Consider the following 21,101-nt stretch of genomic DNA (forward strand, 5'->3'; position numbering starts at 1 on the left):
CGAATGCCTATTCGGAACTGCTGCCTCTGCGGGCAACACCCCTCATTCGAGTGACCCCCGGCGAGGAATGATCGTCGCCACCGAGGGGAGTTCTTACGCGGGAGGCGGACCGCTCGGGGAAAACGGTCCGCGGGGATGACCCTGAGAGCTCGGGGCTCCGGGTCAGCACAGGGGAGGACAGGCCCCGGCGCCGCATGGCGCCGGGGCCCTCCCCCTGTCTTCGGCACATCCTCCCCACCCCCCTGTGGTCATATGCCCCTCGCGACAGCCTCGCACGGGAACCGTCGAAGCGCTGCCATTCGGCGTACCGAATCCTGGATGCGGCACCGTTCGCCCCGGCTCCCGTGCCGGCGCGCCGGCACGGGAGCCGACGGCGCACCCGGGCGCCGGGCGCTCAGCGCTTGGCGACGAACACGTGGGAGGCCACGTCCGACTCCAGCTCGGCCGCCTCACCGCTGCTGCCCACGAGCACACCGCCCGCCGACTCGGTCACGCTCACCACCGAACCGGGCTGCACGCCCGCCCGGCGCAGCGTGTACATCAGCTGCGCGTCGGTCTGGATCGGCTCGCCGATACGGCGGACGACGACCGTCTTGCCGTCCGCGCCCGGATCGAGGTCCGCGAGCGAGACCATGCCCTCGTCCAGGAACGGATCGGCCCCGTCCTTCTCGCCCAGCTCCTCCAGTCCCGGGATGGGATTGCCGTACGGCGACTCGGTCGGATGGCGCAGCAACTCCAGGACGCGGCGCTCCACCGCCTCGCTCATCACGTGCTCCCAGCGGCACGCCTCCGCGTGCACCTGCTCCCACTCCAGGCCGATCACGTCGACCAGCAGGCACTCCGCGAGGCGGTGCTTGCGCATCACGCGCGTGGCCAGCCGGCGGCCCTCCTCGGTCAGCTCCAGGTGCCGGTCGCTCGCCACCGAGACCAGGCCGTCACGCTCCATGCGCGCCACCGTCTGGCTCACGGTCGGCCCGCTCTGGTCCAGCCGCTCGGCGATGCGGGCGCGCATCGGGACCACGCCTTCCTCCTCCAGTTCGAGGATGGTGCGGAGGTACATCTCCGTGGTGTCGATCAGTCCGGACATACGTGCCCCTCGATTACCTCTGCCGGAAGCTCACCGCTCTCCGGCGTGCGCTGGCCCTGGCCTCAATTCTGACGCATACCGCTGACAACCGTGCCGCGCCGCCGAAACCACCGGGTGACGAGTGCGTGCGCGGCGCGGCCGGGACCGTCCCACCGCGTATTGACAGCGCACTGGTCCAGACCGCACGGTGATCCGCGACACGGACGCTGCGAAGGGGCACCGCATGAGCGAGGGCACACCGGCCGACCAGTTCTTCGACGCCGCCATCGGCCTGCTGCGACGGGCCCGTGACGAGGAGTCCGCGGCCATCGCCGCCGCCGGCACGCTCCTCGCCGACACCGTCGAGGCCGGCGGCCGGCTGTTCGCCTTCGGCGCCGGCCACTCCTCCCTCGCCGCCCAGGACATCGTCTACCGGGCCGGCGGTCTCGCCCTGATGAACCTGCTTCCCGTGCCCGGGGCGGTCGGGGTCGACGTCGTCCCCGCCACCCTCGGCTCCGCCCTCGAACGCGTCGACGGTCTGGCCACCGCCGTCCTGGACACCTCGCCCCTCAGGGCCGGCGACGCCCTCCTGGTCATCTCGCTGTCCGGGCGCAACGCCCTCCCCGTGGAGATGGCGATGCACGCCCGTTCCCTGGGGGTCAGGGTCATCGGCGTCACTTCGGTGGCGTACGCCGCGCAGACCTCCTCCCGGCACGCCTCCGGCACCTTCCTGAAGGACCACTGCGACATCGTCCTCGACTCGAAGATCGCGGTCGGCGACGCGGAACTCACCCTCGACACCATCCCGGCCCCCTTCGCCCCCGCCTCCACCATCGTCACCGCAGCCCTGCTGCAGGCGGTCATGGCCACGACGGCACAGACCCTCGCCGCCCGCGGCACCGAACCGCCCCTGCTGCGCTCCGGCAACGTCGACGGCGGCCACGACTGGAACGCCCAGATCATGACCGACTACCAAGACCGAATCTTCTACCACCACTGAAGCCCCCCAAAGGGGCGCGGGGAACCGCGCGCCCGGCCACACCCCACCCGCACCCGACAGCGCGCCCCAAAGGGGCGCGGGGAACTGCGCGCCCAGCCCCCACACCGCCGCAGCCGAACAACGGCCCGTCGAACCGGTTCACCCAGCGGAGCGTGACGGTTCAGCCAGCGGAGCGTGACGGTTCAGCCAGCGGAGCGTGACGGTTCAGCCGGCGGACCGTGCCGCCAAGTCCAGGGCCGCCGCGATACGGGCCGCCACATCCTCCGCATACATCGCGTCGACCCGTTCGAAGCCCGCGCGGGCAGCGCCCCGCAGGAACGTCACGACGCCCAGCGTCCGCCCCCGGCTGCGCAGCACCGCGCACAGCGCGTGCACACAGTCCCCGGGCCACTGCCGGGCCAGCGCCCACTCACGGGCCCGCTCCGCGGACACGCCGCCGGCGTCGGCCCGCACCGTCCCGCCCCGCTCGACGCACTGCAGCGCGGGGTGGCCCTCCTCGTAGCGCACCGGCAGCCCGGCCGCTCCGGTGAGCAGGCTGGGCCCCGGCGCGCCGGAGGGGGTCGCGGCGACCCGCACCAGCCGCGCCCGCGCCGTACCGTCGTCGCCCGGCGGCGGACCCGCCACCCGGTCGATCAGCGCATGGTCGGCGAAACCGGCGAGCGCGAAGTCGAGGTGGACGGTCGCCGCCTCCGCCGGGTCCTCGCACTCGGCCGCCGCACGGGCCGCCCGGTGCAGCTGGTTGGCGCGGAAGCGCAGCAGCGACGCCTCCTGTTCGCCCTGTTTGGCCTCGGTCACGTCCTGGAACATCCAGCCCACCCCGAGCGGCACCGGTTCCTCCGCGAGCGGCGAGGCGAGCCGCAGGAAACCGCTGCGCCAGCAGCGCCGCCGCTCGCCCTCCGGGGTGCGCACCGCCACCCACATCTCGGCCGGCGCGGGCGGCGCGCCCTCGGCCAGCACATGGGTGAGCGCGCCCTCCAGCTCCTCCACACCCTGTGCGAGCAGTTCGCCCAGGGGCCGGCCGAGCGCGGACGTACGCCCGATGCCCAGGGCCCGTGCCGCGTGCGCGTTCACGACCGCGGGCCGCAGGTCGGCGTCGACGAGCACGACCCCCCACGCCGCGTCCTCGAACAGCGCCTCGCTCAGCGCGATCGACCGCTCCAGGTCGATCTGCGCGTGCACCTCGCTGAAGGCGCAGTACACGCCGGCCGGCTTGCCGTCCGGCCCGCGCACCGCCGCGGACTGGGTGCGCACCAGGACCCGGCCGCCGTCCTTGGTGACCAGCGCGAACTCATGCACCTGCCGGCCGGGCGCATGCATCGCGGACAGCAGCCGGCCCTCGACCTCCTCGGCGTCGGCGCTGCGCACCGCCCAGCCCGCGAACCCCTGCCGCCCCACCGCCTCGGCGGCGGTCCAGCCGAGGATCCGCTCCGCCTCCCGGTTCCAGTGGGTGACCACGCCGTCCGCGTCGAAGGCGCACAGCGCCGCGTCCATTCCGTCCAGCAGCGCGGCGAGCAGATCGGAGCCGCCCGGGTCCTCCGGACCGGACACGCCGGCGCCACCGCCCCGCTCGGGCTCGTCCGGCCCCAGTTCGTCGGTGGTCCCACTACGCCGGGAAGCACTCACCTGGACCCCCTGCAGGCTGCGTCCGCACACACGGCGCGAAAATTCGCTCTCCGCCTTTCATTCAACTCGAACGTGACACAGCGCACACTTGGTTCCCGCAAGATTGAAAGAATCGTTGTAGACCCGCTTCCAGGCTCCCCTCGCCGCAAGGGGGACGTCAACGCCTCAGAAAATCCCTTGAACACCCGCCGCCCCCTTCTTAAGGTGATCCGTACGTGAGAAAGGAGGTGATCGGGTACATGAGTGAAACCCGGACGCGCGAGGTGGCTGCGGGCTAGCGGCCTGCCACCACACCGAGTGCGGTGCCGGACCAGCGTGGGCAAGCGACACGCAGCCGGCCTAATCCAACGCAGTCACCCGACCCGCGGGCTCGCCGGTACGTCCGGCCGGCTTCTTCGTCGTTCGACGGAGGACCCGAGTCCGCGGGTCGTCTGCGTCTGCGGGAACGACCGCCGAGGGGAGGGCGGTACCCTTGGCCCATGCTTGCGATGCTCGTTCGGCGCCGTCATGTGGACTTTCTGCGCGTCACGAGCATGGCCTGTCGGCGCACCGCCTGACCGGGCCCCGCACGCCCGTTCCGAACGCGGCTTCTCGTGTCTTCTCCCGTCTCCTCCCGCCGAGGCACCCGCGGCTGCGCCCATCCTTGACGGCGACGGCTGCCCGGCCCCGTACACCCCGCGGACGCACCCCCATGACGCATCCCCCGTCGTACGACCACCTGCCCATCATCGATCTGTCGGCCGCCGACCGCGGACCGCAGGCCCGGGCCCTGCTGCGCGCGCAACTGCACAGCGCCGCCCACGACGTCGGCTCCTTCCAGCTCGTCGGGCACGGCGTGCCCCGGGCCGAGAGGGAGGCGCTGCTCACCGCGACGCGTGCCTTCTTCGCCCTGCCCGAGGCCGACCGGCTCGCCCTGGACAAGGTCAACTCGCCGCACTTCCGCGGCCACACCGGCGGGACCGGCGCCCGGTGGGAGCAGTTCGACATAGGCCCGGAACGCCCGGCGTGCGCCCCCGGTCCCGGGGAGCCCGCGTACGGGTGGCTCGAGGGCCCCAACCAGTGGCCCGCGGCCCTCCCCGCACTGCGTACCGCCGCCCTCGCCTGGATCGACCGGCTCGGCGGCGTGGCCCGGCGGCTGCTGCGCGAACTGCTCACCGCGATCGGCGCTCCCGCCGGCTTCTACGACCCCGTACTCGGCGACCGCGCCCACCCGCGCCTGAGGCTCGTACGCCGCCCCGGGAGCGCGGGCGACGGCACCGGCCGGGACGCCGGCGCGCACCAGGACCGGGGCTTCCTGACGCTGCTGCTCCAGGACACCGCCGGCGGCCGCCCCGACGCAGTGCCGCTGGATGGCGCCTTCGTGGTCGGCGTAGGCGACCTGCTGGAGGCGGCGACCGACGGCTATCTGGTCGCCGCCGGCCCCCGGGCCATGGGCCCCGCCTCGCTCTTGTCCGTCCGGTTCGTCTGCGCCCCGCGGCTCGACGCGCGCGTGACGCCGCTGCCGTTCCCGTACGCGGGCGCGGCACCCGGCCGCACCGCCGCCCCTGACGGCCCGCTGCGCGCCGAGTACGGCCACCACGCGCTGAAGGGCGAGCTGCGGGCCCACCCGCGGGTGGCCCGGCGGCCACCACGGGAGTCTGCTCGTACCGGCGTGAGGAGCGTCCCGGGGCGGCTCCTCAGCGGGCGATGGCCTCGTATCCCGCGACCTCGCGGGGGCTGCGCGGTCCGGGCCCCACATAGCGTGCGGAGGGCCGCACCAGGCGTCCCGTCCGCTTCTGCTCCAGGATGTGCGCCGACCACCCCGCGGTCCGGGCGCAGGTGAACATCGAGGTGAACATCTGCGCGGGCACCTCGGCGAAATCCAGCATGATCGCCGCCCAGAACTCGACGTTGGTGGCGAGGACCCGGTCCGGGCGGCGGTTGTGCAGTTCCTCCAGGGCCGCCTTCTCCAGTGCCTCGGCGATCTCGTAGCGCGGCGCGCCCAGCTCGCGGGCGGTGCGGCGCAGCACGCGCGCGCGGGGGTCCTCTGCGCGGTACACCCGGTGTCCGAAGCCCATCAGCCGCTCGCCCCGGTCCAGGGCCTGCTTGACGTACGCCTCGGCGTCGCCGGTCCGCTCGATCTCCTCGATCATCCCGAGGACCCGGGAGGGTGCGCCGCCGTGCAGCGGACCCGACATGGCGCCGACCGCGCCGGACAGCGCGGCGGCCACGTCGGCTCCGGTGGAGGCGATGACACGGGCGGTGAAGGTGGAGGCGTTCATGCCGTGTTCGGCGGCGGAGGTCCAGTAGGCGTCGACGGCCGCGACGTGCTTGGGGTCCGGCTCACCCCGCCAGCGGATCATGAACCGCTCGACGATCGTCTGCGCCTTGTCGATCTCCCGTTGCGGCACCATCGGCAGGGTCTGGCCGCGTGCCGACTGGGCGACGTAGGACAGGGCCATCACGGCGGCGCGCGCGAGGTCGTCGCGGGCCTGCTCCACGTCGATGTCGAGCAGCGGCTTCAGTCCCCACACCGGGGCGAGCATGGCGAGCGCCGACTGCACGTCGACCCGGATGTCGCCGGAGTGCACGGGGATCGGGAACGGCTCGGCGGGCGGCAGGCCGGGGTTGAAGGCGCCGTCCACGAGCAGCCCCCATACGTTCCCGAAGGAGACGTGACCCACCAGTTCCTCGATGTCGACGCCCCGGTAGCGCAGGGCGCCGCCTTCCTTGTCCGGTTCGGCGATCTCCGTCTCGAAAGCGACGACTCCTTCTAGCCCGGGTACGAAGTCGGACATGGGGCGGCTCCTCGTGGTGTGTACGGCGCAGGCCGGAACGCGGGTACCACCACGGTTCCACGGTCGCTCTCCAGACTCGCGGTCCGGGCGGTCACCCCGGTGATGCCCCGATCGGCCGATGCTCACCCGACCGTCGGGGCATCAGCACCATAACCCCGGGTGCCAGGGTTGGGGAGGGTCCGCGGCACTGGGTGCCATACGGGTGCGGACGGGTATGCGGCAGGATGACCGGGTGACCGACCGCGATCCCCTTCTCGATCCCGCCGCCATGCGCAAGCACTACCGGGTGGAAGGTCTCGACGAGACCGACCTGGCCGCGCACCCGATGGACCAGTTCGCCCGCTGGTTCGAGCATGCCGCGCTGGCCGGGGCGCACGGCACGCTCTACGAGCCGAACGCGATGGTCCTCTCCACCTCGGACGCCGAGGGCCGTCCCAGCTCCCGGACGGTGCTGCTGAAGGAGTACGACGAGTACGGCTTCGTCTTCTACACCAACTACGACTCCCGCAAGGCCCGTGAGCTGGCCGGGAACCCGTATGTGTCCGTGGTGTTCCCCTGGCATCCGATCGCCCGCCAGGTCGTTGTCTCGGGTACCGCCCGGCGTACCGGCCGCGACGAGACGGCCGCCTATTTCCGCACCCGTCCGCACGGTTCGCAGCTGGGTGCCTGGGCCAGCGCCCAGTCCTCGGTGATCCCGTCCCGGGCCGGTCTTGAGGCGTCCTACGCCGAGTTGGCCGCCCGCTATCCGGAGGGCGAGCAGGTGCCGGTGCCGCCGAACTGGGGCGGTTTCCGTATCGCGCCGCAGACGGTCGAGTTCTGGCAGGGCCGCGAGAACCGGCTGCACGACCGGCTGCGTTACGTCGCCGAGCCGGACGGCTCCTGGCGGCTGGAACGGCTGAGTCCCTGACCGGTCGGCGTGGCCCGCCGGCGGTGTGGCTGTGCTCTCAGGCCAGTGCTTCGTCCAGGAGGAGCGTCCACTGGGCGACCACGCGTTCGCGGCGGGCCGTGTCGTCGGTGAGGAGGTTGGCAAGGCCCAGGCCGCGGGCCATGTCGAGCAGTCCCTGCACGGTTTCCCGGACGCCGGGCCGGGACTCGTCGGCGCCGAGCAGTTCCACCGCTATCCGGTGGGTCTCGCGGCCGACGCGGGCCTCCAGTTCGGTCACCCGGGGCCGCAGCTGCTCCTCGTCGCCGGCGGCGACCCACAGGTGCAGGGCGGCCCGGAACAGGGGGCCCGTGTACAGGTCGACGAGGGCGGCGACGACGGCGGGGCGGGCCGCGGCGCCCTCCGGGAAGAGGGCGCGCAGGGCGGCTGACCGCTGCTCGGCGACGTACTCGACGGCCGCCGTGAACAGGTCCTCGCGGGTGCGGAAGTGGTGCTGGGCGGCGCCGCGTGAGACGCCCGCGCGTTCGGCGACGACCGAGACGGTGGAGCCCGCCCAGCCGTGCTCGGCGAGGCAGGCCACGGCGGCCTCCAGCAGCCGCTGCCGGGTGGCCCGGCTGCGGTCCTGCTTGGGGAGGCGGTCGACTGCGGTCACAGCACCCATGGGGCATCCCGTCGTTCGAGGAAGGCCGTCATCCCCTCCCGGGCCTGCACGGAGGAGAACAGCCGGGCGGAGAGCGCGCTCAGGTCGGCCGCCGCCCGGTCGAATGTCTCCAGCACCCTAGCCGTGAGCAGGCGCTTCGTCGCGGCCAGGCCCTGGGGCGAGGATCTGCGCAGGCCGTCGAGGACGGGGGTGAGCGCCGCGTCGACGTCGTCCCCGCTGAGGGTCAGCAGGCCGATACGGGTGGCTTCGGCGGCGTCGAAACGCTCGCCGGTGAGGTAGTAGCGGGCCAGGGCGCGCGGGTCGGCACGCGGGATCACGGGCAGCGAGATGACGGCCGGTGCCACCCCCATGCGTACCTCGGTGAAGGCGAACGTGGCCTCGGTGGCGGCGGCCGCGATGTCGCAGGCGGCGAGCAGGCCGAGGCCGCCCGCGCGGACGTGTCCGGTGATCCGTGCGACGACCGGTTTGTCGAGTTCGACGATCTGCCGCAGCAGGGCGACGACGGTGTCGGGGTGGGGCGGGTCGCGCAGGTCGGCGCCGGCGCAGAAGGTGCCGCCGGTGTGGGTGAGGACGACGGCCCGTACGCCGGGGTCGGCGGCGCATTCGGCCAGCGCGTCCGCGAGACCGCCGACCAGGGCGGCCGACAGGGCGTTGCGGGTGTCGACCGAGTCCAGGCTGACGGTCTCGATGCCCCGCACGCGGGTACGTCCGATCGGCGTCACACCGGCCTCCCGACCGCGCGCGGTCCACGGCGGGGCATCTCACCGAAGCCGGACCGGGACACCCCGTGGACAAAGGTGGCGTGCCGTATCCGTAGGCAGCGGAACACGGTTCCTCCTCGGGGGTCGGGCGGGCTAGTAGGACTTGGGGAGGCCGAGGGTCTGGTGTGAGACGTAGTTGAGGATCATCTCGCGGCTCACCGGGGCGATGCGCGCCACGCGTGCGGCCGTGATCAGCGAGGCGAGGCCGAACTCCCGGGTGAGGCCGTTGCCGCCGAGGGTGTGCACGGCCTGGTCGACGGCCTTCACGCAGGCTTCCCCGGCCGCGTACTTGGCCATGTTGGCGGCCTCGCCGGCGCCGATGTCGTCGCCCGCGTCGTAGAGGTGGGCGGCCTTCTGCATCATCAGCCGGGCCAGTTCGAGGTCGATGTGCGCCTGTGCGAGGGGGTGTGCGATGGCCTGGTGGGCGCCGATGGGGGTCTGCCAGACGGTGCGGTCCCGGGCGTACTCGACCGCCTTGGACAGCGCGTGACGGCCCATGCCGATCGCGAACGCGGCCGTCATGATCCGTTCCGGGTTGAGCCCGGCGAACAGGTGCAGCAGACCCGCGTCGCCCTCCTCGCCGATGAGCGCGCCGGCAGGCAGCCGCACATCGTCCAGGGTGAGTTCGAACTGCTTCTCGGCGGCGCTGAGTTCCATGTCGATGGGCCGCCGGACAAAGCCCTCTGCGTCACGCGGGACGATGAACAGGCAAGGCTTCAGCCGGCTGCTCTTTTGGCTCGTTCGCCTCCGGGGCGCTTCAGTCGGTGTCGAGCCCCCGACCGTGCTCACCCCTTCGGGCCTCCGCGCGCTCGGGCTCTCGACACCGACGCGCCCCTCCGGCTCACTCGCGGAGCGGGCGTCCTCGGTGCGGGCGACGATCAGTACCGCGTCGGCGATGTCCACCCCGGAGATGAACACCTTGCGTCCGGTCAGCAGCCAGTCGCCGCTGCCGGGGTCGCGGCGTGCGGTGGTGGTGATGCGGTGCGCGTTGGAGCCGGCGTCGGGTTCGGTGATGCCGAAGGCCATGGTGCGGGTGCCGTCGGCGATGCCGGGGAGCCAGGCGCGTTTCTGCTGCTCGGTGCCGAAGCGGGCGATGACCGTGCCGCAGATCGCGGGCGAGACCACCAGCATCAGCAGCGGGCAGCCGGCGGCGCCCAACTCCTCAAGCACGATGGCGAGTTCGGTGATGCCGCCGCCCCCGCCGCCGTGTTCCTCCGGCAGGTTGACGCCGAGGTAGCCGAGCTTTCCCGCCTCGGACCACAGTTCGGCGGGGTGGCGGCCCTCGGCGACGGTGCGGGTGAGGTACGCACGGCCGTAGCGTGCGCCGAGGGCGGCCACGGCGGCCCGCAGCGCCTTGTGCTCTTCGGACTCGATGAGGGCGGTCATGCGGTACCTCCGCGTCGGCTCGTCCGTGGCTGCTCGCGCTCCTGGGTGGGTTCGACCACCGCCAGCACCGTGCCCGGCTCCACCTGCTGTCCCGGCTTGGCGTGCAGGGCGCTGAGGGTGCCTGGGCCGGGGGCCGCGATCCGGTGCTGCATCTTCATCGCCTCCAGCCAGACCAGGGGCTGGCCCGCCTGCACGGGGGCGCCCTCGGTCAGGCCCTCGGCGATACGGACGACCGTGCCCGGCATCGGGGCCAGCAGGGAGCCGGGTGCCACCTGGGCCGTCGGCTCCGGGAACCGGGGCAGGGCCGTCAGGGTGGCGGCGTTGACGTGGACCTGGTCGCCGTAGCGGGCGATCTCGAAGCGCCGCTGTACGCCGTCCACTTCGAGTACGACCGTCCCCGCGTCGGCGCGCACCACCCGCACACCGTCGGCCGCGAGGCCCTGGCGGGTGTGCCGGTAGCTGACCTCGTGTTCCTCGCCGGCCATCAGATAGCGCTTGGTCTGCGGCTGCGAGGGCAGATTGCGCCAGCCGCCGAACCGGGAGCGGCCGTGCGCGTCGGCGAGGGCGGCGGCCAGCGGGGCGTACGGATCGGGGGCCGGGGCGGTGAGGTCCGCGAGGTGACGGTCGTAGAAGCCGGTGTCCATGCGGGCCGCCGTGAACTCCGGGTGCCGCAGGGACCGTACGAGCAGGTCGCGGTTGGTGACCGGGCCGTGCACGGCCGCCCGCTCCAGGGCGCCGGACAGCCGGCGGATCGCCTCCGCGCGCGTGGGGGCGTGCGCGACGGCCTTGGCGAGCATCGGGTCGTAGTGGACGCCGATGGCGTCGCCGTCGGCGTAGCCGACATCGAGGCGGATGCCGTCCGGTACGGCCAGACGGTGCAGGGTGCCGGTCTGCGGGGCCCAGTCGCGGGCCGGGTCCTCGGCGTACAGGCGGGCCTCGATCGCGTGCCCACGCGCGCGTGGCGGCCGCTGGGCCAGCGCGTGGCCCTCGGCGACGCGGATCTGCTCGGCCACCAGGTCGATGCCGAACACCGCCTCCGTGACGGGGTGTTCGACCTGGAGGCGGGTGTTCATCTCCAGGAAGTGGGCCTGCTGCCCGGCGACCAGGAACTCGACGGTGCCGGCGCCCACGTAGGCGACGCGGCGGGTGGCGCGCTCGGCCAGCGCGTACAGCTCGTCGGTGAGGGCCGGCTCCAGGCCGGGCGCGGGGGCTTCCTCGATCACTTTCTGGTGGCGGCGCTGGAGCGAGCAGTCGCGGGTGCCGAGCGTCCACACCGTGCCGTGCGCGTCGGCGAGGATCTGCACCTCGACATGGCGGCCGTCCTCGACGTACGGCTCGACGAAGACCTCGCCGTCCCCGAACGCGCTCGCCGCCTCGGCCCGCGCGGCATCCAGGGCGGCGTCGAGCTGGTCCAGGCCGCGCACGATCCGCATGCCGCGGCCCCCGCCGCCCGCCGCCGCCTTCACCAGCACCGGCAGATCGGCCGCGGTGACCTCGCGCAGCGGCGCGCGGCCCATCAGCTCCTTGGCGCGCGTCTTGGAGGCCATCGTCTCGATCGCCTCCGGCGGCGGCCCGATCCACACCAGGCCGGCGTCCAGGACGGCGCGCGCGAAACCGGCGTTCTCGGCGAGGAAGCCGTAGCCGGGGTGCACGGCGTCCGCGCCGGCGGCCACGGCGGCCTTCACGATCAGGTCGCCCCGCAGATACGTCTCGGCGGGCGCGGCGCCCGCGAGGCGTACCGCGGTGTCGGCCACGCGCGTGTGCAGGGCGTTCTCGTCGGCGTCCGAGTGCACGGCGACCGTCCGGATGCCCAGGTCGCGGCAGGTGCGGAAGATCCGGCAGGCGATCTCGCCCCGGTTGGCCACAAGGACAGAAGTGATCACGGCTGGTCCCTCACATCCGGAAGACGCCGAAGCCGCCCCGCGCACCCTGGTAGGGCGCGGTGTGCAGGGCGGACAGGCACAGGCCGAGGACGGTACGGGTGTCGCGCGGGTCGATGACGCCGTCGTCGTACAGCCGCCCGGACAGGAACATCGGCAGCGACTCGGCCTCGATCTGCTGCTCCACCATGGCGCGCAGCGCCGCGTCGCCGTCCTCGTCGTACGGCTGTCCCTTGGCGGCGGCCGACTGGCGGGCCACGATCGACAGCACCCCGGCGAGCTGCTGCGGGCCCATGACGGCCGACTTGGCGCTGGGCCAGGCGAACAGGAACCGCGGGTCGTAGGCGCGTCCGCACATGCCGTAGTGCCCGGCGCCGTAGGAGGCACCCATGAGGACCGACAGGTGCGGCACCGTGGAGTTGCTGACCGCGTTGATCATCATCGCGCCGTGCTTGATGATGCCGCCCTGCTCGTACTCCCTGCCGACCATGTAACCGGTGGTGTTGTGCAGGAACAGCAGCGGGATGTCGCGCTGGTTGGCGAGCTGGATGAACTGGGCGGCCTTCTGCGACTCCGGGCTGAACAGCACGCCCTGCGCGTTGGCGAGGATGCCCAGCGGGTAGCCGTGCAGAGCGGCCCAGCCGGTCGTCAGGCTCGTCCCGTACAGCGGTTTGAACTCGTCGAAGTCGGAGCCGTCGACGATCCGGGCGATCACCTCGCGCGGGTCGAAGGGGGCCCTCAGATCGCCCGGGACGATGCCGAGCAGGTCCTCCGGGTCGTACTTCGGCGGCTCGGCCGGGCCCGGATCGGGGTACGCCTTGCGGTGGTTGAGGCGGGCCACCACGCGCCGCGCCTGCCGCAGGGCGTCCCGTTCGTCCACGGCGAAGTGGTCGGCGAGCCCCGACACGCGCGCGTGCATCTCCGCGCCGCCCAGGGACTCGTCGTCGCTCTCCTCCCCGGTGGCCATCTTCACCAGCGGCGGACCGCCGAGGAACACCTTCGCCCGCTCCTTGACCATGATCACGTGGTCGGACATGCCGGGGATGTAGGCGCCGCCGGCGGTGGAGTTCCCGAAGACGACGGCGACGGTGGGGATGCCGGCGGCGGACAGCCGGGTCAGGTCCCGGAAGACGGCGCCCCCGGGGATGAAGATCTCCTTCTGCGAGGGCAGATCGGCGCCGCCCGACTCCACCAGGCTGATGCAGGGCAGCCGGTTGGCGAGCGCGATGTCGTTGGCGCGCAGCGCCTTCTTCAGGCTCCACGGGTTGCTGGCGCCGCCGCGCACGGTCGGGTCGTTCGCGGTGATCAGGCACTCGACGCCTTCGACCACGCCGATGCCGGTGACGAGGGAGGCGCCCACGGTGTGGTCGCTGCCCCAGGCGGCCAGCGGCGACAGCTCCAGGAACGGCGTGTCCGGGTCCAGCAGCAGCTCGATGCGCTCGCGGGCGAGCAGCTTGCCGCGCCGCCGGTGCCGCTCCACGTACTTCGGACCGCCGCCCGCGAGGGCCTTCGCGTGCTCGGCGTCCAGCTCGGCGAGTCTCGCGAGCATGGCCTCGCGGTTCGCCCGGTGGTCGGCGCCGCGCACGTCGACGGAGGAGGAGAGGACCGTCACAGCAGGGCCTCCGGGATGTCCAGGTGGCGGGAGCGCAGCCATTCGCCGAGGGCCTTGGCCTGCGGGTCGAAACGGTGCTGGGCGGCGACGCCCGCGCCGAGGATGCCCTCCACGGTGAAGTTGAGGGCGCGCAGACCGGGCAGCACGTGACGGGTCACGGTCAGCGACCGGCTCTCGGGTATCAACTGCCGGAATCTGTCGGCGGTCAGCTCGTGCGCCAGCCACCGCCAGGCGTCGTCGGTACGGACCCAGACGCCGACGTTGGCACTCCCGCCCTTGTCACCGCTGCGGGCCCCGGCGACCAGCCCCAGCGGGGCCCGGCGGGTCGGCCCGGCGGGCGGCGGCGCCGGCAGGTCCGGCTCCGGTACGGCGTCGAGCACCCGGGTGTCCTGGGGTCCCGGCACGGGGATACGGCGCCCGTCGTAGAGGACGGCCACATGGTCGACGGCACCATGGGGGACGTACACATCCTCGAAGACCCCATACGGTGTGCCCTTCCCCGGGGGCGCGAGCACATGGAAGCCGGGGTAACTGGCCAGCGCCAGCTCGACGGCGGCGCCGCTGAGCGCCCGGCCGACGACCGCCTGATCGCCGTCCCTGACGACGAGCCGCAGCAGCGCGCTCGCTGTCTCCTCGGTGTCCGCGTCCGCCCGGTCGGTGCGGACCAGCTCCCACCGCGCCTCCCGGGGCGGGGACTTGGCGAGCGCGTCGGCCATCTGCTCGCGCACCAGCGCCGCCTTGGCCTCGATGTCGAGCCCGGTCAGTACGAAGACGACCTCGTTGCGGAAGCCGCCGAGCCGGTTGACGCCGACCTTCAGGGCCGGCGGCGGAGCCTCCCCGCGTGCGCCCTCGACCCGCACCCGGTCGGGTCCCTCCTGGATGAGCCGTACGGTGTCGAGGCGCGCGGTGACGTCCGGCCCCGCGTACCGGGCGCCGCCCGTCTCGTACAGCAACTGGGCCGTGACCGTGCCGACGTCCACGAAGCCGCCGGTGCCGGGGTGCTTGGTGACGACGGCGGTGCCGTCCTCGTGGATCTCGGCGAGCGGGAAGCCGGGACGGCGGACGTCGCCCTCGGTGAAGAAGGCGTAGTTGCCGCCGGTGGCCTGCGCCCCGCACTCCAGCACATGTCCGGCGACCACGGCGCCCGCGAGCCGGTCGTACTCCCCGGGCGCCCAGCCGAAGTGCGCGGCAGCCGGACCCATGACCAGCGCCGCGTCGGTCACCCGCCCGGTGACCACGATGTCGGCGCCGGACCGCAGACACTCCGCGATGCCGAAGCCGCCCAGATAGGCGTGGGCGGCCAGGCCCGGGTGGTCGGCGGTCAGGTCGTCGCCCGCCACGTGCGCGACCCGCACCGGGACACCGAGCCGGTCCGCCAACGCCCGTACGGCGTCGGCGAGTCCGGCGGGATTGAGACCGCCGGCATTGGTCACGATCCGGACCGAGCGCTCGTGCGCGAGCCCGAGGCAGTCCTCCAGTTGCCGCAGAAAGGTACGCGCGTACCCGGCGCCCGGGTCCTTCAGCCGGTCCCTGGCCAGGATCAGCATCGTCAGCTCGGCGAGGTAGTCGCCGGTCAGCACGTCCAGTTCGCCGCCGGTCAGCATCTCGCGCATCGCGTCGAACCGGTCGCCGTAGAAACCGGAGGCGTTGCCTATGCGCAGCGGTCCGGTCACGACCGCTCCCCCGGCCCGCGCCCCGGCTCCCGCCCGGCGCCCGGCGGGCCCGCGAACGCCTGCGCGACGTCCAGCCAGCGGTCGGCGTCGGCACCCACCGCACGCACCGCGAGGTCGGCCCGGTGGGCACGCTGGGTGACCAGGAGACAGAAGTCGAGCGCGGGCCCCGTGACGCGCTGCGCGGCGCCCTCGGGGCCGTACGCCCAGACCTCACCGGACGGGCCGACGACCTCCACCCGGAACTCCTCGGCGGGTGCGGGCAGCCCATGGGCGGCGAAGGCGAAGTCCCGGGCCCGCACACCGATGCGGACCACATGCTTCAGCCGGTTGGTCGGGGTGCGGACCACACCCAGGGCGTCCGCCACGTCCTGGCCGTGGGCCCAGGTCTCCATGAGTCGGCCGGTGGCCATGGATGCGGCCGACATAGGCGGGCCGTACCAGGGGAAACGGGCGCCGACGGGCGCGGCACGCAGGGCCTCGTCGAGCGCGGCCCGCCCCTTGCGCCACCGCGCCAGCAGCGCGTCGGGCGCCTCCCGGGCCCCGTCCTCCGCGCCCTCGTCCACGAATGTCTCCGGTGCGGCGAGGGCCTTCTCGGCCAGCCCCCGGAACGCGTCCGCGTCGGTGACCGCGAGCAGCGCGGAACGGTCGGTCCAGGCGAGGTGCGCGATCTGGTGGGCGACGGTCCAGCCCGGCGCGGGGGTGACGAGCGCCCAGGCTCTCGGCTCCGACTCCCTTACGAGTCGGTCCAGTTCGTCGCCCTCCGCGCACAGATCATCAAGAACAGGCGTGGGGTCGGCCATGCGGAGGAGCATGACAGCACCCCCAGAAACAATCAAGCACGCTTGCATGAATTGGTTTTCCACAACTCCGCTCCCCGTGTGCTTGCGTATCGCTACTCTCGGTGACAGGAGGTGGCCGGCATGCGAAGCCGCGAACTGGACCCCAGCGCATCGCCGTTGGACTACTACGGCTACGAGCTGCGCCGGGCGCGGGAAGCCGCGGGACTGACGCTGGCGCAGTTGGGCTCGATCGTCTTCTGCACGGGGTCGCTGATCGGCCAGATCGAATGCGCGGCAAGGGTGCCGCAGAGAGAGTTCTCCGAACGGGTGGACGCGGCCCTGGGAACGGACGGCACGTTCTCACGGCTGGTGGGGCTGGTCCTGCGGAGCCAGTTGCCGAGCTGGTTCCAGCCGTACGCGGAGATGGAGGCGATGGCGACCCATGTCTCCACGTTTCAGGCTCAGTTGGTGGATGGACTCCTCCAGACTGAGCCGTACGCACGAGCGGTGCTAGGCAGCCGAAACGACGGCAATCTCGACGGCAGGGTGGCCGCTCGGCTGGAGCGCCAGCGCATCCTGCACGGCGATCAACCACCGGTGGCATGGGTGGTGCTGAGCGAGGCGGTGCTGCATCAGGAGATCGGCGGCCGTAAAGTCATGCGGAAGCAACTCGCACACCTGCTGGACTTGCAAAAGCACACGTGGCTGGACATCCAGGTGCTGCCATTCGAAGCCGGAGCGCACACGGGGCTGATGGGCTCATTCTGCCTTCTGCGCTTCGAGAAGGACCCCGACATCGTCTACACCGAGGACTTCGTCCAGGGCCATATGACGGCCAATCCTGAAGCTCTCAAAGAGGGTTCGGTCCGTTACGATCACCTTCAGGCGGCTGCCCTCTCCATCGATAGCTCGGCAGCCCTCATCGCCCGCGTGATGGAGGAGAGGTATGGGAATGACCCTGGACCTGACGAGCACGACGTGGCGTAAGTCGTCCTACAGCGGCGACACCGGAGGCGAATGCGTGGAGTGCGCTCCCCTCGGCACCGCCACCTGGCGCAAGTCGTCGTACAGCGGAGACACCGGCGGTCAGTGCGTCGAGGTCGCCGACCTGACCCCGCACATAGCCGTCCGCGACTCCAAGCAGCCCACGGGGCCGCACGTGACCTTCTCCCCCACCGCGTGGGCCGACTTCCTGACTCACGCCACGCAGTGACCCCACACGGGAGGAACGCCATGCGGAACAACCGGACACTCACAGGAGCCCGTTGGCGTAAGTCGTCCTACAGCGGCGACACCGGAGGGGACTGCGTGGAGTGCACCCCGCTTGGCACCGCCACTTGGCGCAAGTCCTCGTACAGCGGCGGCACCGGAGGCGAGTGCGTCGAGTGTGCCCCGCTGGGTGGCGCCGTATGGCAGAGGTCGTCGTACAGCGGTGACAACGGCGGCGCTTGCGTCGAGGTCGCCGACCTGACCCCGCACATAGCCGTCCGGGACTCCAAGCAGCCTGCCGGGCCGCACGTGACCTTCACACCGGCCGCCTGGGCCGACTTCCTGGCTCACGCCACGCAGTGACCCGCCGGTCAGGCGGATGGCTTGCGGCGGCCCACGTGGGTGCGGACCGCGCCGATGTTGACCTCCCAGCTCGCCTTGCCTGAAGCGAGGCCGGGCGGAGGAAGGAGAACCAGCGGGTCTGCTGATGCGTCCGCTGCGGTCACCGGAGAGCTCTCTCCGCCCGGGCTGCCACGCCGAGGCTGAGCAGATCCTTCACCTCGTCCACGTATGTGAGCCCACCCGGGGAGTCCATGGGCACGCACCAGTAGGCCCGTCCGCGCCGCTCCCCGATCCACGGGGCCGGAACGCCCAGGAAAATGACCCGTGCCGAGGCATTCCACCCCGGGGAAATCCCGGTCACTCCACTTCCAATCTGTGAGCCCGGGCACGAGGACGTAATAGAGGCGGGCGTGGAGGTCCATGAACACCGCGCCGCCATCGAAGAACCGGCGAAGGAAGCCGTCCGTCTCCTCCAGGTTCTCCGTACCGGCCGCCGCCCAGACGAGTCCGGCGGGAATCCGCACGGCGGAGAGGATGCCGCCGCAGGCCAGGAGCGCAATTCCCTGGTCCGCCCACTGCTTCCGGGCCTGCTCCCGGTCGTCGGAGGCGGTCAGGAGCCAGTGGGAGACCGCGAGTTCCCGCATCCGGCGGGCCAACAGGTCCGCGCTCTCCAAAGGCTCTGCGTCGCCGTCGCCGTCGGCTTCGCTGAGTTCGAGTAGTTCGGCGGCGCTCAGCTTGGGGGCGGCTTGCTCCCGTGTGGTTCGTGATCTGCTCATCGTCACGCCTTGTCCGGGGAACGGGGCGGGGAGTCCCCGCCCACGGGGTAGGCGATCAGCGTTCTCCATCGGCTCATAGCCCCGCCATGCCCTTGCGGGTTGCCTCTACGGCACTTCCGAGTGACCCACATAGCTTCTGGGTAGCTCTGAAGTCGCTTCTCTCCAGAGCGGGTTGCCATGGGGAGAAGCGGCGGTGTCCCCTTCCCGGAAGGGATCGATCCGCGGACGCGCCGGCTGAACGGCGCCGGAGACTGGGGGCGGTATGAGCAGCGAACCGACCACACTGCTCAGGTTGCTGTGTGACCGGGAGAGGCTGACGTACCGCAAGTTCAATGAGCGGTTCACGCTGACCGGCGTGGACCTGTTCGGCCGGAACCCCAACAATCCGACCTGCGGCGAGCCTCAGTTCCGGCGCTGGACGGGCGGCAAGCTCGTGGGCCTGCCCGGCGCAGAGACATGCACGGTACTTGAGCGCATGTTCCCCGGCTACACGGCGGCGCAACTGTTCGCGCACCCGTCCGAGGTCATCGACCCCCAGGTACCCGCATACGACCTGGATCTGGAAGAACGAATCGCAATGACCGCACGTGATGCCCATGAGGCCGCCGGCGCAACCGCCGGTATGTCCATCTCAGACAACACCGTCGACGAGCTCCACGATCAGGTCGTCACCCTCGCTCGCCGCTATCACCGGCTCGCCCCCGTGAGGGCGTTCGAGGAGGCCGAGGAACTACGCCGGAAGGTCGAGGACCAGCGGGACCGCACGCAGGTTCCCGCACAGCTCCAGTCCCTGATGATCCTCAACGGCCAAGTGGCGGCCCTGCTGTCCGCCGCGGCTTTCAATCTCGGCTACCTGCGCCATGCGCGGACGTTCGCCCGCACCGCCGCCCTGTTCGGTGAGACCACACGGTTCACCCCGCTGCGAGGATTCGCGGACGGCTCGCTCGCGTACATCGCGTACCACGCCGGCGACAACACGGAGTCCGTGACCAAAGCCGAACGCGCCCTGTCCTACGGCGGGCTCGGCGACGTCGCAGAGCGCCGCCTCCACGCCATCCAGGCCCGCGCATACGCCCACCTCGGCGACATCGCCTCCGCGCAGCGCGCTATCCGTCTTTCCGAGGAGCCCGGCCGCGACCGCCGGGACGAGCTCCACGACACGGTGGGCGGCGAGTTCGGTTTCACCGCCGAGCGACTGGCCATGTCCAACAGCACCACCGCGCTCATCGTCGGCGACAGCGACCAGGCCGAGGCCGCCGCCCACCAGGCCCTCACCCTCCTCGGCCAGCGGGCACCGGATGAACAGTCCGCGCATGTCCGAGGCGGCGCCTCGGCCGACTTGGCCATGGCCCGCCTCCTGGCCAATGACGTGGAGGGCGCCGCCGAAGCGCTCGCACCGGTGTGGGAGATCCCGAGCGACCAACGGATGACGGGCATCGTGGTCCGTACCGCCCGCGTCCACCGCCACCTGTCGCGCCCGGCGTACCACGGCGCGCAGCTCGCCGGGCAGATCCGGGAACGGATCGAGGACTTCAACCGGGTTTCCCCACCGCATCAGATCGGCCCGCACGTCGGGCTGCTCGCTCTCGAAGCGTGATTACAGGGAGGCCAGAATCTTGGCCTCCTTCTCCGGGGCGATCCCGTGCTCTGCCCACCTCGGGTGGTCCACGGGGCGCCCGTCCCGGGCCAGCCACGCCCACGTGTCCCGGATCGTCTCAGCGACCGGCCGGCACCGCAGGCCCGCCGCAACGGCCCTCGCCGAGTCGACCGACCACACGCCGGCGTGCGTACGCCACAGCGGCAGTTCCGTCCACTGCTTCACGCCTTGCTCGATCAGGACCTCGGGCGTCACCCACACCGGTGTTCCGGTGCTGTCCGTCACCGCCAGGCACTCGCCGAGGAAGCTGTCGAAGGTGATTCCCTCCGGGTGGGTGACGTTGTAGCCGCCGCTGGTCGCGCTTGCGGCCTGGTCCAGCGCGAACTCCGCGACGTCCCGCACGTCCACCGGCTGGATGTGCTGCCCGGCCGGGGCCGGGGCCACGATGCGCCCGCCGCGCTCGGCACGGTTCAGCCACCAGGGGAGGCGGCCGACGTACTCGCCGGGGCCGAGGATCACACCCGGCCGCAGGAAGACGGCGGCCTCCCCGAATGCCTCCGTCACCGCGCGTTCGCCGCCGGCCTTCTGGAACCCGTAGACGGTGGGACTGCCGTCCGCGCCCGTATACCCGTACGTCTCGTCCGCGTCCGCCGGACACACCAGCAGCGGCGAGGCGTCCGTCAACTGCTGGTGAGGCCAGCCCTCGTAGACGGACACGGTGGAGAGGTGAACCCATCGCCGTGCCGCGCCCCGGAGGGCGGTGGCGGACAGCAGGACGTCACGCGGCGCCAAGTCGGAGCTGGACGTGTCGATCACGGCATCCCACGGGCCGTGTGCGGCGAGCCGGTCCAGATCCTCCCGGACCGTACGGTCGCCGCGGACCGGCTGGACTCCATCGACGTCCGCGCCGGATCGTCCACGGTTGAAGGTGGTGACGGCCCACCCCCTCGCGAGCGCTCGCTGTGCAATGGCCTTGCCCAGGAACCATGTTCCGCCGATCACCAGAATGCGCATGACCCCGATCCTGCCGTCACGCGGCCAGGCGGGGGAAGCGCCGCCCGGGATCGGCAGCCCAC

The 21,101-nt window shown here is 72.2% G+C and carries 18 protein-coding genes and 1 pseudogene; 7 read left to right on the forward strand and 12 right to left on the reverse strand.

What is annotated here, in order from left to right; translation table 11 throughout:
* Positions 1 to 394: 394 nt before the first annotated feature.
* Positions 395 to 1,087, reverse strand: coding sequence for a metal-dependent transcriptional regulator (locus ACIRFL_RS31385; RefSeq protein ID WP_404034990.1), 693 nt, complete (start codon positions 1,085 to 1,087; stop codon positions 395 to 397).
* 223 nt (positions 1,088 to 1,310) lie between these two features.
* On the opposite strand from ACIRFL_RS31385, the gene ACIRFL_RS31390 reads away from it, so the two are divergent.
* On the forward strand, positions 1,311 to 2,066 hold the full coding sequence (locus ACIRFL_RS31390; RefSeq protein ID WP_404034992.1) for an SIS domain-containing protein: 756 nt from the start codon (positions 1,311 to 1,313) through the stop codon (positions 2,064 to 2,066).
* Between the two features lie 204 nt (positions 2,067 to 2,270).
* Here ACIRFL_RS31390 and ACIRFL_RS31395 read toward each other — a convergent pair whose 3' ends face one another.
* Complete coding sequence (locus ACIRFL_RS31395) at positions 2,271 to 3,689, reverse strand: PAS domain-containing protein (RefSeq protein ID WP_404034994.1); 1,419 nt, start codon at positions 3,687 to 3,689, stop codon at positions 2,271 to 2,273.
* A 691-nt stretch (positions 3,690 to 4,380) separates the two neighbouring features.
* Here ACIRFL_RS31395 and ACIRFL_RS31400 point away from each other — a divergent pair.
* A pseudogene (locus ACIRFL_RS31400) lies at positions 4,381 to 5,344 on the forward strand (isopenicillin N synthase family dioxygenase).
* 21 nt (positions 5,345 to 5,365) lie between these two features.
* Here the strand turns inward: ACIRFL_RS31400 and ACIRFL_RS31405 are convergent.
* Complete coding sequence (locus tag ACIRFL_RS31405; RefSeq protein WP_404034996.1) at positions 5,366 to 6,466, reverse strand: citrate synthase 2; 1,101 nt, start codon at positions 6,464 to 6,466, stop codon at positions 5,366 to 5,368.
* 214 nt (positions 6,467 to 6,680) lie between these two features.
* Here ACIRFL_RS31405 and pdxH point away from each other — a divergent pair, with 214 nt between their 5' ends.
* A complete protein-coding gene (gene pdxH, locus ACIRFL_RS31410; protein WP_404034998.1) occupies positions 6,681 to 7,373 on the forward strand; it encodes a pyridoxamine 5'-phosphate oxidase in 693 nt (230 codons plus the stop codon).
* Between the two features lie 37 nt (positions 7,374 to 7,410).
* Here the strand turns inward: pdxH and ACIRFL_RS31415 are convergent, their stop codons facing one another.
* From ACIRFL_RS31415 to ACIRFL_RS31445, 7 genes are all read right to left on the reverse strand, one after another.
* Positions 7,411 to 8,010 carry a TetR/AcrR family transcriptional regulator gene (locus ACIRFL_RS31415; protein ID WP_404035000.1) on the reverse strand — a complete coding sequence of 200 codons (600 nt, stop codon included), beginning with the start codon at positions 8,008 to 8,010 and terminating at the stop codon, positions 7,411 to 7,413.
* Entirely contained in the window at positions 7,998 to 8,732 is a 735-nt protein-coding gene (locus ACIRFL_RS31420; protein WP_404035002.1) for an enoyl-CoA hydratase family protein, read from the reverse strand. Before ACIRFL_RS31420 ends, ACIRFL_RS31415 begins: the two co-directional genes overlap by 13 nt.
* 132 nt (positions 8,733 to 8,864) lie before the next feature.
* Positions 8,865 to 10,157 carry an acyl-CoA dehydrogenase family protein gene (locus tag ACIRFL_RS31425; protein WP_404035004.1) on the reverse strand — a complete coding sequence of 431 codons (1,293 nt, stop codon included), beginning with the start codon at positions 10,155 to 10,157 and terminating at the stop codon, positions 8,865 to 8,867.
* Positions 10,154 to 12,040: an acetyl/propionyl/methylcrotonyl-CoA carboxylase subunit alpha gene (locus tag ACIRFL_RS31430; protein WP_404035006.1), complete on the reverse strand. Its 1,887-nt coding sequence runs from the start codon at positions 12,038 to 12,040 to the stop codon at positions 10,154 to 10,156. Before ACIRFL_RS31430 ends, ACIRFL_RS31425 begins: the two co-directional genes overlap by 4 nt.
* A gap of 10 nt (positions 12,041 to 12,050) precedes the next feature.
* Positions 12,051 to 13,649: an acyl-CoA carboxylase subunit beta gene (locus tag ACIRFL_RS31435; protein WP_404035008.1), complete on the reverse strand. Its 1,599-nt coding sequence runs from the start codon at positions 13,647 to 13,649 to the stop codon at positions 12,051 to 12,053.
* Positions 13,646 to 15,322, reverse strand: a complete 1,677-nt coding sequence (locus tag ACIRFL_RS31440; RefSeq protein WP_404035010.1) for an acyclic terpene utilization AtuA family protein — start codon at positions 15,320 to 15,322, stop codon at positions 13,646 to 13,648. The genes ACIRFL_RS31435 and ACIRFL_RS31440 overlap by 4 nt, the downstream gene beginning before the upstream one ends.
* Positions 15,319 to 16,122 carry a TIGR03084 family metal-binding protein gene (locus ACIRFL_RS31445; RefSeq protein ID WP_404035012.1) on the reverse strand — a complete coding sequence of 268 codons (804 nt, stop codon included), beginning with the start codon at positions 16,120 to 16,122 and terminating at the stop codon, positions 15,319 to 15,321. The genes ACIRFL_RS31440 and ACIRFL_RS31445 overlap by 4 nt, the downstream gene beginning before the upstream one ends.
* 120 nt (positions 16,123 to 16,242) lie before the next feature.
* On the opposite strand from ACIRFL_RS31445, the gene ACIRFL_RS31450 reads away from it, so the two are divergent.
* From ACIRFL_RS31450 to ACIRFL_RS31460, 3 genes are read left to right on the forward strand one after another with little or no spacing between them, the layout of a single operon-like run.
* A complete protein-coding gene (locus ACIRFL_RS31450; RefSeq protein WP_404035014.1) occupies positions 16,243 to 17,088 on the forward strand; it encodes a helix-turn-helix transcriptional regulator in 846 nt (281 codons plus the stop codon).
* Positions 17,054 to 17,314 (forward strand): DUF397 domain-containing protein, encoded by a 261-nt coding sequence (locus ACIRFL_RS31455; RefSeq protein ID WP_404035016.1) that lies wholly within the window; start codon positions 17,054 to 17,056, stop codon positions 17,312 to 17,314. The genes ACIRFL_RS31450 and ACIRFL_RS31455 overlap by 35 nt, the downstream gene beginning before the upstream one ends.
* Before the next feature lie 20 nt (positions 17,315 to 17,334).
* On the forward strand, positions 17,335 to 17,673 hold the full coding sequence (locus ACIRFL_RS31460) for a DUF397 domain-containing protein (RefSeq protein WP_404035018.1): 339 nt from the start codon (positions 17,335 to 17,337) through the stop codon (positions 17,671 to 17,673).
* Between the two features lie 8 nt (positions 17,674 to 17,681).
* Here ACIRFL_RS31460 and ACIRFL_RS31465 read toward each other — a convergent pair whose 3' ends face one another.
* Complete coding sequence (locus ACIRFL_RS31465) at positions 17,682 to 18,428, reverse strand: hypothetical protein (RefSeq protein ID WP_404035020.1); 747 nt, start codon at positions 18,426 to 18,428, stop codon at positions 17,682 to 17,684.
* A 262-nt stretch (positions 18,429 to 18,690) separates the two neighbouring features.
* On the opposite strand from ACIRFL_RS31465, the gene ACIRFL_RS31470 reads away from it, so the two are divergent.
* Positions 18,691 to 20,025: a DNA-binding protein gene (locus ACIRFL_RS31470; RefSeq protein ID WP_404035022.1), complete on the forward strand. Its 1,335-nt coding sequence runs from the start codon at positions 18,691 to 18,693 to the stop codon at positions 20,023 to 20,025.
* On the opposite strand, the gene ACIRFL_RS31475 is transcribed toward ACIRFL_RS31470, so the two are convergent.
* Positions 20,026 to 21,039: an NAD-dependent epimerase/dehydratase family protein gene (locus tag ACIRFL_RS31475; RefSeq protein ID WP_404035024.1), complete on the reverse strand. Its 1,014-nt coding sequence runs from the start codon at positions 21,037 to 21,039 to the stop codon at positions 20,026 to 20,028.
* Positions 21,040 to 21,101 lie beyond the last annotated feature (62 nt).

Source organism: Streptomyces sp. NPDC102462, from assembly GCF_044765425.1.
Lineage (GTDB): Bacteria > Actinomycetota > Actinomycetes > Streptomycetales > Streptomycetaceae > Streptomyces.